This is a genomic window from Streptomyces sp. 2114.4 (genome assembly GCF_900187385.1).
Taxonomy (GTDB): Bacteria; Actinomycetota; Actinomycetes; order Streptomycetales; family Streptomycetaceae; genus Streptomyces; species Streptomyces mooreae.
Map to the genome: position 1 here is coordinate 704,352 of NZ_FYEY01000001.1, position 12,383 is coordinate 716,734.

Consider the following 12,383-nt stretch of genomic DNA (forward strand, 5'->3'; position numbering starts at 1 on the left):
GTGGGCTACTGAGGGCCGATTCTCAGCCACCGGGCACGCCGCTCCCGCCGGGCACGGAACCTTCGGCCGGCCGGACGGCGCGCAGAACTCGATGACTCGATGAGGAGCACTCCGTGGCCACCACACCGCCCGCCGTCCTGGCGGCCTACACCCCTGACGTGGCCGCCGTCGGGGACAGCCTCACCGCCACCGCGCTACTGGGCCTGGTCCCCCTGGCGACCTTCTTCGTGCTGCTGATGGCGGCCCGGCGCCCCGCGCTGCACTCCGCCCTCGGCGCCCTGCTGGCCGCGCTGCTGGTCGCGGTCCTCGGCTACGGGATGCCCCTGCGCCTCGGCGTCCTGTCCGCCACCCAGGGTCTGGCCTTCGGCCTCTTCCCCGTGATGCTGATCGTGGTCGCGGCCATCTGGTTCTACGAACTCACCGTGGTCAGCAACCGTTTCGAGGATCTGCGCCGCTCCTTCAACTCCGTCGGGCGCGGCGATCTGCGCATCCAGGCCATGCTCATCGCGTTCTGCTTCGGCGGACTCCTCGAAGCCCTCGCCGGGTTCGGTGCCCCCGTCGCGATCACCGCCGCGATGCTGATGGCGCTCGGGCTGCCGCGGCTCACCTCGGCCGTGACCGTCCTCGTCGCCAACACCGCACCCGTCGCCTTCGGCGCCATGGCCATCCCCATCACCACCGCGGGCACCCTGACCGGCATACCGGCCGGGGACCTCGCCGGCGTGATCGGCCGTCAGAGCCCGCTGCTCGCCCTCTTCGTCCCGCTGCTGCTGCTCTTCCTCGTCGACGGGCGCCGCGGGCTGCGCCAGCTGTGGCCCATCGCCGTGGTCACCGGATCGGTGTTCGCCCTCGCCCAGTTCTGGTGCTCGTCCCACTTCGCGTACGAGCTCACCGATGTCGTCGCCGCGCTCGCCGGTTTCGGTGCCGCCGTGGTCATGCTGCGCTTCTGGTCCCCCACGACGCCGGACGACCAGCGCTCCCGCGTCGAGGCCGAACCGCTGACCGGCCGCCGCGCCGGTCTCGCCGTCCTGCCGTACCTCCTGGTGATCGCGGTCTTCGCCCTCGCCAAGCTCCGCATCGGCGGACTGGACATGCCGCGGCTGCTCGGCGCCGCCACCCTCCAGCTCAACTGGCCCGGCCTGTACGGGAACCTCCTGGCCGCCGACGGTTCCCCCGCGGGCAGCGCGGTCTACAAGCTGGAGGTCCTGGCCAATCCCGGCTCCCTGCTCCTCCTCTCCGGTCTCCTCGTGATGCTGATCTACAGCCGCGCGAAGGACTCCGACAACTTCCCGATGACCGCGCGCACAGGCCTGGCCTGCGCCGGGCGCACCGTGCGGAACATGCGGACCGCCATCGCCACGGTCGCCACCGTCCTGGCCCTGAGCTACGTGATGAACCAGTCGGGCCAGACCCTCGCGATCGGCACCTGGCTCGCCGCCACCGGTGGCTTCTTCGCCGTGCTCTCCCCGGTGCTCGGCTGGCTCGGCACCGCCGTCACCGGCTCGGACACCTCGTCGAACGCGTTGTTCGCCACGCTCCAGCAGACCGCGGGGAAGGCCGCGGGCATCGACCCGACGCTGCTGGTGGCCGCCAACACCACCGGCGGTGTCGTCGGCAAACTCATCAGCCCGCAGAACCTGACCATCGCGGCGACCGCGGTGGAACGACCGGGCACCGAGCGAATCCTGCTGCGCAAGGTCGTCGGCTACAGCATCGCGATGCTGGCGGTCCTGTGCGTCCTGGTCGCGCTGCAGTCGCTGCCGGTGCTGTCGTGGATGGTGCCGTAGGGGGACCGGCGGGGGGCGGGGCGGGGTGGCCCGCCCTGTCCCCCTCGGGTGCGAATTCGGTCCCCTGGCCTGGGGACTCAGCCCTGCCGGCTCAGCCTTCCCTGGCCGTCTCGGCCGCGTCGCCCGCCTCGTCCGCCCGGTCCGCGTCGTCCGCCTCGCCCGCCTGGTCCGCCCCGTCGGCCTGGGGCTTCTCGTCGACCAACGTCCCGTGGAAACCGCGGATATGCGCCTCGACCAGGTCGGCGGCCTTCGCGCCCTTGCCCGCGCGCACCAGGCGCAGCAGCTCGGTGTGCTCGGCGTTCAGCGCACCCGCCGTGGCCGGCCAGTCCTCCGCCGTCTCCAGCGCCCGCAGGATCAGCGGACGCACCGACTCCCGCACGGCCGAGGTGAGGGTGGAGGTGAGCTGATTGCCGGAGCTACGGGCGATGGCGACATGGAACCGGGTGTCCAGGTCGTTGAAGTCGTCAACCCCCACCCCGGGCTCCTGCATCCGCGTCAGGAGCGCTTCGGCCTCGTCGAGGTCCTGTGCCGGAGCGTGCTCCGCGGCCGCCTCGAAGCTGGAACGCTCCAGCACCACCCGGGCCTCCAGCACGTCCTGCAGGCTGTAGCTCCCCAGGGCGAAGTGCAGACGCAACAGCCGGCCCAGCGCGTCGTCCGGGTTCCGTACGATCCGGGCTCCCGCGTCCGGCCCGCGGCCCGCCTGCGCGACCAGTACCCCGATCGTCTCCAGCACCCGCAGCGCCTCGCGCAGCGCGGACCGGCTGACTCCGAGTACCGGTGCCAGCTCGCGCTCGGGCGGCAACCGGTCCCCGGCCTTCAGCTCGCCCGCGAGCACCCGCTCCTCGATGCGTTCGAGGACGAGCTCATGTGTGCGCGACTGCCGTACAGGTCGCCATTCGGCAGACATCCACCACTCCCCGGCTCGGCCCCGTGCTCCCTTGCCAGAACTATGTCACACAGAGCGTGTGGTCGGACCGTACCAGCGGTAGTCACCCATGGTTGCGCAACCATGGGTGCGTCATCCAGCTTCCGGTCGTGGTGATCGCCGCGGCGTTCGCGCCGCGCGGGCCGCGGGCCGAGGGGGCGCGTCGGCCGCCTCCCCCGCTGAAGGCCAACTACCACGAGTTCGCCGGGATGGTCCGCGACATCCGGCGGGCCCGCACCTGGCGCGGCCGGGCCGGTGACCTCTCGCTCGGCCGGTCGTCGTCCAGGTGGCCCCGGCGGACCGGCCGAACAGCTCAGGCGCGCGTCTCCCCCAGGCAGTCGGTGACCCAGTGGTGGAAGGCGCCGATGTGGTGCTCGCTGGGCACCAGCACCCCGCCGGCACGGTAGGCGCGCGAGCTCATCGCGGGCTGGGTGCGCTCGCAGGCGTCGAAGTCCTGGGAGTTGACCCGGTGGAAGAGCTCGACGGACTTGGAGAGATCGGCACCGGAGTCGACGACCTCGGGCAGATACAGCCAGTCGCATGTGACGACGGTGCGGTCGGGGGCCATCGGGAACATCCGGTGGACGATGACATGGTCGGGGACGAGGTTGACGAACACCTGCGGCCGGACGGTGATCGCGTAGTAGCGGCGGTCCTGGGCGTCGTCGATACCGGGCAGCCGGCCGAAGCCCTCGGTGCCGTCCACGGTGAATCCGGTGGCCTCCTCGGAGAAGGCCGCGCCATGGCCGACGTAGTACTGGGCGGCGAACCCGTCGGCGAACTCCGGGAGGACTTCGGTGAGTTCGGGGTGGATGGTGCCGCAGTGGTAGCACTCCATGAAGTTCTCGATGATGAGCTTCCAGTTGGCACGCACGTCATAGGTGAGGCGCTTGCCGAGGGCAAGCCCTTCGGTGCGGTAGCGGTCGAGGCAGGCGGCGTCGCCCAGCCGCTCGACGGCCGCGCCGACCACGGTGTCCTCGAAGGACGGCGGCTCGTCGGCCAGGCACACCCAGGCGTAGCCGAGCCATTCGCGCAGCGGGACGGTGACCAGACCGCGTTCGCTGCGGTCGATGTCCGGCATCCTCTGCAGGTTGGGGGCGGCCACCAGACGGCCGTCGAGGTCGTAGGTCCAGGCGTGATAGGGGCACTGGAGGTTGCGGCGGACCTCGCCGGACTCCTCGGTGCACAGCTGCGCGCCGCGGTGCCGGCAGATGTTGAGGAAGGCGCGCAGCTCTCCGGCGCGGTTACGGGTGATCAGCACGCTCTCCCGGCCGATCCGGACCGTACGGAAGGCGCCCGGCTTTCCCAGGTCGGCGCTGCGGACCGCGCAGAACCACAGCCGCTCGAAGATCTTCTCCTGTTCCTGGCGGAAGATGCCGGGGTCGGTGTAGTAGTGGCCGGCGAGGGTGGCGATCAGGCTCGGGGAGGCATCGGCCGCGGGCGGAGTGGCCGCGGCCGGGGCGGACTCGGTGTGGGTGGTCGTCATGGCGGTCTCCTCAAGCGGCCGCGGCGGCGGGCCGGCGGGGGTCGAACAGCTCGATGGGGTGCGCGGTGGCCCCGGTCAGTGCGAGGTCGGCGACGATCTCGCCGACCACGGGGACGAACTTGAAGCCGTGTCCGGAGAATCCGCAGGCGACGGTCACGGTCTCCGGGTGGGCGGGATGCCGGGTGATCACGAAGTGCTCGTCGGGAGTGTTGGAGTACATGCAGGTGGCGGCCTTGAGGAAGCGGCCGGGGAGGGCGGGGATGCGGGGGCGCATCTGGTCGGCCATGGCCCGTACCTCGTGGTCGTGCACCGTGCGTTCGATGGTCTCCGGGGTGCAGACGGTGCCTTTGCGGAAGAACGCGACCTTGGCGCCGCCGCCGGGGCCGTCGATCGACGGGAAGCCGTAGACCTGCACGCCCCGGTCGTCCTCCCAGATGTAGATCGGGTGCCGCTCGGGGACGAAGGGCGCGGTACCGCCATCGGGGGCGAACCAGTACATGACCTGCCGTTCGATGGTGAACGGCACGCCCAGATCGGTGAGCAGCTGGGGTGCCCAGGCTCCCGGGCAGATCACCAACTGGCCCGCGGTGTAGGTGTCTTCGGGGGTGTGGACGCGGACCCCCGAGCCGCCGGGCAGCTCCTCCCAGCGGGTGACGGGTTCCTCGAAGTGCAGCTCGGCACCGTCCCGGCCGGCCAGCTGGAGCTGCGCGGCGACGGTGAACTCCGGCCGGACCAGGCCCGCCCGTGCCTCGTACAGCGCGACCTCGTCCTCGGCGGGGGTGAGGGTCGGGAAGCGGCGGCGGATCTCCTCGGGGCCGAGCATCTCGTGCGGGAGGTCCCACTGGCGGGCGGAGGCCAGACTGCCGGCGACGGTGCGGCTGTCGGGGCGGCCGATCATCACCCCGCCGCAGAGGGTGGCGATCTCGCGGCCGGTCTCGCGCTCCAGCTTCTCGTACAGCTCGTAGGAGCGCAGCAGCAGCGGTACGTAAGCGGGGTCCTCGAAGTAGGACTGCCGGGTGATACGGGAACCACCGTGGCTGGAGCCTCGGTGGTGCACCGGGCCGAACTTCTCCAGGCCCAGGACCCGGGCGCCGCGGGCGGCGAGGTGGTGGGCGGCGGCGCTGCCCATGCCGCCGAGGCCGAGGACGATGACGTCGTAGGTGGGAGCCATGCGGTTGCTCCTTCTGCGTACGGGGGACGAGCGGATCACCGGTGGGTCATGGACGGGCCCTGGTACTACCTCTACCTGCGGATGCGTGCCATCTGCGGGTCGAAGAGCGGTTCCCGGGCAACGGTCGCCGGGATCTTCTCGCCGAAGTATTCGATGTGGACGGGCGTGCCGGGGGCTGCCGCGGCGGCCGGCAGCCAGGCGTAGGCGATGCCCCGGCCGAGGGTGTAGCCGTAGGCGGCGGAGGTGACATAGCCGGCCGGGGAGCCATCGACATGGACGGGTTCCTTGCCGAGGACGATGGCCTCGGGGTCGTCGAGGGTGAGGCACGTGAGCTTGCGCGCCACGGTCTCCTCGCTGCGGCCCTGAAGTGCGTCCCGGCCGAGGAAGTCGCCCTTGGCGGGGCGGACGGCGAAGCCGACACCGGCCTCGTACGGGTCGTGCTCGGTGGTCATGTCATGGCCCCAGGAGCGGTAACCCTTCTCCAGCCGGAGGCTGTTGAAGGCGCTGCGCCCGGCGGCGATCACCCCGTGCTCCCGGCCGGCCTCCCAGAGCGTGTCCCACAGCCGCAGTCCCAGGTCGGCGGTGGTGTACAGCTCCCAGCCGAGCTCGCCGACATAGCTGAGACGCAGCGCGGTGACCGGGACATGGCCGAGGTAGGTCTGCTTGGCCCTGAAGTAGCCGAAGGCCTCGTGGGAGAAGTCATCGCGGGTGAGCGGCTGGACCAGGTCGCGGGCGAGCGGGCCCCAGACGCCGATGCAGCAGGTGCCGGAGGTGATGTCACGGACCCGTACTCCCCCACTCTCGGCTTCGCTCGAGCGGGAGGGGCCCCCGTCCGGGGCGTGCCGCAGCAGCCAGTCGAGGTCGGCTGCGCTGTTGGCGCCGACCTGGAAACGGTCGGGGGCCAGCCGGGCGACGGTGAGGTCGGAGCGGATGCCGCCGGTCTCGTCCAGGAGCAGGGTGTAGGTCACCGCGCCCGGCTTCTTCGCCAGGTTGTTGCTGGTCATGCGCTGGAGGAAGGCGAGGGCGCCGGGCCCGGTGACCTCCAGCCTGCGCAGCGGGGTCATGTCGTACAGGGCGACCTTCTCGCGGGTGGCCCTGGCCTCGGCGGCGGCGATCGGCGACCAGTAGCGGGCGGACCAGGCGTCGCGTTCGGGGAGGTCCAGCCCCTCGGCGAGCGGGGCGTTGGCCTCGTACCAGTGCGGGCGCTCCCAGCCGCCGGCCTCCAGGAAGTACGCGCCGAGCTCCTGCTGCCGTGGGTAGAAGGGGCTGGTGCGCAGCGGCCGCGGCTGCTCCATGGGCTGCAGCGGGTGGATGACGTCGTAGACCTCGATGAAGCTCTGGGCGCCGCGGTCGGCGACGTAGGCGGGCGAGCGCTGGGCGTCCTCGAAGCGGTACAGGTCGCACTCGTGAATGTCGATTCCCGGCCGACCGTCCGTCATCCACTCGGCGACGGCCTTGGCGACGCCCGCCGAGTGGGTGACCCAGACCGCCTCGGCGAGCCAGAATCCGCGCAGTTCACGGGATTCGCCGAGGACCGGCATGCCGTCGGGGGTGAAGGAGAAGACGCCGTTGAAGCCCTCGGCCACCCGCGAGGCGCCCAGGGCGGGCAGCAGTTGGATGCTGTCCTGCCAGCTCGGGGCGAAGTCGTCCTCGGTGAAGGGCAGCGAGGACGGCATCAGGGGAGCTTTGTCGAAGGCGGGGACGGTGAAGGGGTCGACCGGCATCGGGCGGTGGGCGTAGGAGCCGATGCCGATCCGGTCGGTGTGCTCGCGGAAGTAGAGGTCGCGGTCCTGGAAGCGCAGGATGGGCTTGCTCGCCTCGCTACGGGGATCGCCCACCCCGTCGAGCTCGGGCAGCGGCTCGGTGGTGGCGTACTGGTGGGCCAGCGGCAGCAGCGGTACGTCCACCCCGGCCATCGCGCCGATCACCGGGCCCCAGAACCCGGCGGCCGAGACGACGTGGTCGGCGGGGAAGGTACCGCGGTCGGTGACGACACCGGTGACGCGGCCGTCCTCCCGCTCGATGCCGGTGACGGTGTGCCGCTCCAGGAAGCGGGCACCGCGGCTCTCGGCCCGGGTGATCTGGGCGCGGCAGGCGAGCACCGCGCGGGCCAGTCCGTCGTCGGGGGTGTGGAAACCGCCGTACAGCACGGTCTCGTCGAGCATCGGCCACAGCCGCTTGCACTGCTGCGGGGAGAGCAGTTCACCGTGTACGCCCCAGGAGGCGGCGAGTCCGGCCTTGCGGTGCAGATCGGCCCAGCGGGCCTCGGTGGTGGCGATCTCCAGGCCGCCGACGGGGTGGAAGCAGGGCAGCCCGTCCACCTCCAGGGAGCTGAACTTCTTGACGGTGTAGGCGGCGAACTCGGTCATGGTCTTGGACGGGCCGGTCCGGAAGACCAGGCCGGGGGCGTGCGAGGTGGAGCCGCCGGGGGCCGGCAGCGGGCCCTGGTCGAGGACGGTGACCTCGGTCCAGCCGCGGGCGGTCAGCTCGTCGGCGAGCGAGCAGCCGACGATGCCGGCACCGATGACAACCACACGGGAACGGTGTGCGGGCGTGCGGGACATGACCCTCCTCCTGCTGGTCGGGGTGGTCGGCGGCGGGCGGTACGCCGTCAGATGACCACGACGGAGCGCAGTACCCGGCCGTCGCGCATCTTGTCGAACGCGGACTCCACCTCGTCCAGGGCGATCGTCTCGGTGACGAATCCGTCGAGGTCGAGCCGTCCGCTGAGGTAGCGGTCGATGAGCACGGGGAAGTCGCGGCTGGGCAGGCAGTCGCCGTACCAGGAGGACTTCAGGGCGCCGCCGCGCGAGAAGAGATCGATCAGCGGCAGCTCGATCCGCATGTCCTGGTCGGGGACACCGACCAGGACCAGGGTCCCGGCGAGGTCGCGCATGAAGAACCCCTGCCGGTAGGTCTCGGGGCGGCCGACCGTGTCGATCACCACATCCGCGCCATGGCCGCCGGTCAGGCCGCGCACCGCCTCGATGGGGTCCGTGCCACGGGAGTTGACGGTATGGGTGGCCCCGAAACGGGTCGCGCCGTCCAGCTTCCGGTCGTCGATGTCCACCGCGATGACCCGGCGCGCCCCGGCGGCCGACGCCCCGGCGATCGCCGCGTTGCCCACCCCGCCGCAGCCGATGACAGCGACGGTGTCCCCGCTGCCCACCGCGCCGGTGTGCACGGCCGCGCCGTACCCGGCCATCACCCCGCAGCCGATGAGACCGGCGGCTTCGGGGCGGGCGTGGGGGTCGACCTTGACCGCCTGTCCGGCGGCGACCAGGGTCTTCTCGGCGAACGCCCCGATGCCGAGCGCGGGGGCCAGCGGGGTGCCGTCCCGCAGCGTCATGCGCTGGGTGGCGTTGGCGGAGTCGAAGCAGTACCAGGGCCGTCCGCGGCGGCAGGACCGGCAGGTGCCACACGGCGCCCGCCAGGCGAGGACCACGTAGTCACCGGGGGCGAGGGCGGTCACGCCGGGGCCGACCGCCTCGATGACACCGGCCGCCTCATGGCCCAGCAGGAAGGGGAACCCGTCGTTGATCGCACCGTCCCGGTAGTGCAGATCGGTGTGGCAGACCCCGCAGGCCTGTACGGCGACGAGCACTTCTCCGGGACCGGGGTCCGGCACCAGAATCGTCTGCAGCTCGACGGGTGCGCCTTGTTTCGCCGCGACGACGGCATGGACTTCGTGTGGCATGCCCTACCCCTCAGTGTTGCGCAGTGCACGACTGGTTGCGCGATGAGAGACATAGTGGGAACGCCGGATCGGCAGCGTCAAGGGGGTACACCCCGACTCTTGGCAAAGGACTTGCCGCGCCCCCGCACACGGCCAGGAAGAGCGAACTCCGTTGTTCCGGCCATCGTTCGGCGATTTCGGGATGCGCTTGACGCATCCGCCCACCATCGGGATTCTGTTGCGCATAGCGCTTCATCGTGCGCAACGCGAAACTCGATGATACCGAAAAGTAACAGGGGGGTCCTGTGATTCCTGTCTGCCCTCTCGCCGACCTGCCGACCGGCGAGTCCGTACGCATCGACACCGCACCGCCGATCGCCGTCTTCCACACCGACGGGCAGCTCTACGCCATCGACGACACCTGCACCCACCAGGACGCCTCGCTGTCCGACGGCTGGCTGGAAGGGTGCCTGGTCGAATGCCCGCTGCACGCCGCCTCGTTCGACCTGCGCACCGGAGCGGCGACCTGCCTGCCCGCCCGCCGGGCCGTGCGCACCCATCCCGTGACCGTCCAGGACGGCATGATCTACGTCCACCACGCCGCCGAGGAGGGCACCGCCGCATGAAGTCGGTCGCTGTCATCGGGGCCTCGCTGGCGGGCCTGTACACCGCGCGGGCCCTGCGTTCCCAGGGGTTCGACGGCCGCCTGGTGATCGTCGGGGACGAGTGCCACCGCCCCTACGACAGGCCCCCGCTGTCCAAGGACTTCCTCACCGGCGCCACCACCGGCCAGGGCCAACTGGCCCTGGCCGACGCCGAGGAGATCGCCGAACTGGACGCCGAATGGCTGCTGGGCACCCGGGCCACCGGGCTCGACACCGGCGGGCGCACGGTGCTGCTCGACGGCGGCCGCTCCCTGACCACCGACGGGGTGGTCCTCGCCACCGGCGCCACCCCGCGCCTGCTGCCCGGCCCGATGCCCGCCGGAGCCCACACCCTGCGCACCCTCGACGACGCCCAGGCGCTCCGTGCGGATCTGTCCTCGGCGCCGGTCCGGGTCGTGGTGATCGGCGGCGGCTTCATCGGCGCCGAGGTCGCCTCCTCCTGCGCCGCCCTCGGCCATGACGTCACCGTGGTCGAGGCCGCCCCACTCCCCCTCGTCCCCCAACTCGGCCACGCCATGGCCGAGATCTGCTCCGCCCTGCACGCGGACCACGGTGTCACCCTGCTCACCCGCACCGGTGTCGCCCGGCTGCACAGCGGCGGCACCGAAAACCGCGTCACCGGGGTCGAGCTGAGCGACGGCCGGCTGCTCCCCGCCGAGGTGGTCGTCACCGGCATCGGGGTACGTCCCAACACCGACTGGCTCGCGGACTCCCCCCTGCCGCTCGACGACGGGGTGCTGTGCGACGCGGGCTGCGTCACCCCGCTGCCCGCCGTCGTGGCCGTCGGCGACGTCGCCCGGGTGAACGGCGTCCGCGCCGAGCATTGGACCAGCGCCACCGAGCAGGCCGCCGTCGCCGCACAGAACCTGCTGGCCGGCAGCACCGTCGCCACCCACCACAGCCTGCCGTACTTCTGGTCCGACCAGTACGGCGTACGCCTCCAGTTCGCCGGCCGCCGGCTGCCCACCGACACGCCGCGCATCCTCGAAGGCTCCCCCGACGACCGCAGCTTCCTCGCCTGTTACGAGCGCGACGGACGCACGACCGCGGTGCTCGCCCTCAACCGCCCGCGTCCGTTCATGCGCTTGCGCCGCGAAATGTTTTCGGCTGTCCCACCGTGACGCTTGAGGCGTGGCCGCTGCCCACGTTTTCGGCTTTCCCGCCGTGGGGGTTGCTCGCCGTTTTTCGCCCGCTGCGCGGTGCGCCCGCCGTTCGCCTGCGGCGGGCGGGGTCCGCTGCGCGGGGCTGTGGGTGCGGTGACGGCCCTCCGGGGCAGGGGTGTGGGACTGCTTCGCTTTACGTCCCACACCCCTGCCCCTCCGGCCCGTCCCCTCCCGTGGGGGAGTAAGTGAACGTCAGAGGGGGCTGGCCACGGTGGTAGCCGATTTCCTCGTGCCGACAAGGTGCACCGGACCATTCAGGTACACCCCCACCGGCCTTCTTCCCACCCCCCAACGGGAGGGGACGGGCCGGAGCGGGTGGGGTGCCGGGCTTTGCTTCCGAAGGCTCCAAGAAAGAGCAAAGGCGGAGCGCAGCGGAGCGTAAGCGAAGCAGTCCGGACACCCACCCGCGCAGGCCCGTCACCGCACCCCGACAGCCCCGCGCAGCGGACCCCGCCCCGCGCAGCGGCACGGCCCGCCGCCAGGCGCACGCGCAACGACGCGAAAGCCGAAAACGGACCTAGGCAAAGCGCAGCGAAACGGTGTCGGTCAACTTGCCGTCATCTGGACGGCAGCCGCGTCGACGGTCTGGGTGAGCAGGGTGGCGATGGTCATCGGGCCGACGCCGCCGGGGACGGGGGTGATCAGGGAGGCGCGGGTACGCGCCGAGTCGAAGTCCACGTCACCGACGTTGCCGGGGTTGGAGCCGGCGTCGATCACGACGGCCCCGGGCTTGAGGTGTTCGCCGCGCAGGAATTGGGGCCGCCCCACGGCGGCGACCAGGACGTCGGCGTCCTGGGTGATCGACGCGAGGTCGGTGGTGCGGGAGTGGCAATAGGTGACCGTGGCGTTGCGGGCGAGCAGCAGCATTCCGACGGGCTTGCCGAGGATCGCACTGCGCCCGACCACGACGGCATGCTTGCCGGCCAGGTCGACGTCGTAGTGATCCAGGAGGCGGAGGATGCCGCCGGGCGTGCAGGAGGCGAAGCCGTCCAGACCGAAGCTCATCGCGGCGAAGGAGTGGCAGGTGACGCCGTCGACGTCCTTCTCGGGGGCGATGGCCTCGAAGGCGGCGCGCTCGTCGATGTGCGGCCCGGCCGGGTGCTGGAGCAGGATGCCGTGGACATCGCGGTCGTTCGACAGTGCGGTGATCGTGTCGACCAGCTCGGCGGTCGTGGTGGCGGCGGGGAGCGCGACGTGCCGGGAACGGATCCCGGCCTTCTCGCAACGGGCCCGCTTCATGCGGACGTACGTCACCGAGGCGGGGTCGTCGCCCACCAGTACGGTGGCCAGACACGGGGGCGTGCCGGTCTGCCGGGTGAGGTCCGCCGCACGTTCCGCGGCCTGTTCGACGATACGGCGGGCCAGTGCGCTGCCGTCCATGAGGCGGGCGGTCGGGGTCATCGGTGCTCCTGAGCGTCGTGTCGGATCGCCCAGGCGCGCGGCACCGGCCAGGAGTGGCCGAGCCGCTCCCCGGTGGTACTCCACCCAAGCGCCAGTCACGGCCCGGCGC

9 protein-coding genes and 1 riboswitch are annotated in these 12,383 nt (G+C 71.7%); of the genes, 3 read left to right on the forward strand and 6 right to left on the reverse strand.

Going from position 1 to position 12,383, the window contains the following annotated elements:
- The first annotated feature begins 113 nt into the window (after window positions 1-113).
- Window positions 114-1,787: an L-lactate permease gene (locus tag CFW40_RS02935; RefSeq protein WP_088796253.1), complete on the forward strand. Its 1,674-nt coding sequence runs from the start codon at window positions 114-116 to the stop codon at window positions 1,785-1,787.
- A gap of 91 nt (window positions 1,788-1,878) precedes the next feature.
- Here CFW40_RS02935 and CFW40_RS02940 read toward each other — a convergent pair whose 3' ends face one another.
- The 5 genes from CFW40_RS02940 to CFW40_RS02960 form a co-directional block, all read right to left on the reverse strand.
- Window positions 1,879-2,694, reverse strand: a complete 816-nt coding sequence (locus tag CFW40_RS02940; RefSeq protein WP_088796254.1) for a FadR/GntR family transcriptional regulator — start codon at window positions 2,692-2,694, stop codon at window positions 1,879-1,881.
- A 331-nt stretch (window positions 2,695-3,025) separates the two neighbouring features.
- Window positions 3,026-4,198 carry an aromatic ring-hydroxylating dioxygenase subunit alpha gene (locus CFW40_RS02945; RefSeq protein WP_088796255.1) on the reverse strand — a complete coding sequence of 391 codons (1,173 nt, stop codon included), beginning with the start codon at window positions 4,196-4,198 and terminating at the stop codon, window positions 3,026-3,028.
- Window positions 4,199-4,208: 10 nt separating this feature from the next.
- Window positions 4,209-5,369, reverse strand: coding sequence for an N-methyl-L-tryptophan oxidase (gene solA, locus CFW40_RS02950; protein ID WP_088796256.1), 1,161 nt, complete (start codon window positions 5,367-5,369; stop codon window positions 4,209-4,211).
- Window positions 5,370-5,440: 71 nt separating this feature from the next.
- Complete coding sequence (locus CFW40_RS02955; RefSeq protein ID WP_088796257.1) at window positions 5,441-7,933, reverse strand: FAD-dependent oxidoreductase; 2,493 nt, start codon at window positions 7,931-7,933, stop codon at window positions 5,441-5,443.
- A gap of 47 nt (window positions 7,934-7,980) precedes the next feature.
- Entirely contained in the window at window positions 7,981-9,066 is a 1,086-nt protein-coding gene (locus CFW40_RS02960; RefSeq protein WP_088796258.1) for an S-(hydroxymethyl)mycothiol dehydrogenase, read from the reverse strand.
- A 284-nt stretch (window positions 9,067-9,350) separates the two neighbouring features.
- Here CFW40_RS02960 and CFW40_RS02965 point away from each other — a divergent pair, with 284 nt between their 5' ends.
- Both CFW40_RS02965 and CFW40_RS02970 read left to right on the forward strand, forming a co-directional pair.
- The gene (locus CFW40_RS02965; protein WP_088796259.1) at window positions 9,351-9,671 is read left to right on the forward strand and encodes a bifunctional 3-phenylpropionate/cinnamic acid dioxygenase ferredoxin subunit; all 321 of its coding nucleotides are present in this window, start codon (window positions 9,351-9,353) and stop codon (window positions 9,669-9,671) included.
- Window positions 9,668-10,831, forward strand: a complete 1,164-nt coding sequence (locus CFW40_RS02970) for an NAD(P)/FAD-dependent oxidoreductase (RefSeq protein WP_088796260.1) — start codon at window positions 9,668-9,670, stop codon at window positions 10,829-10,831. Before CFW40_RS02965 ends, CFW40_RS02970 begins: the two co-directional genes overlap by 4 nt.
- Window positions 10,832-11,419: 588 nt before the next feature.
- Here CFW40_RS02970 and CFW40_RS02975 read toward each other — a convergent pair.
- On the reverse strand, window positions 11,420-12,274 hold the full coding sequence (locus tag CFW40_RS02975; RefSeq protein WP_088796261.1) for a bifunctional 5,10-methylenetetrahydrofolate dehydrogenase/5,10-methenyltetrahydrofolate cyclohydrolase: 855 nt from the start codon (window positions 12,272-12,274) through the stop codon (window positions 11,420-11,422).
- Between the two features lie 20 nt (window positions 12,275-12,294).
- A riboswitch (ZMP/ZTP riboswitch) is annotated at window positions 12,295-12,383 on the reverse strand.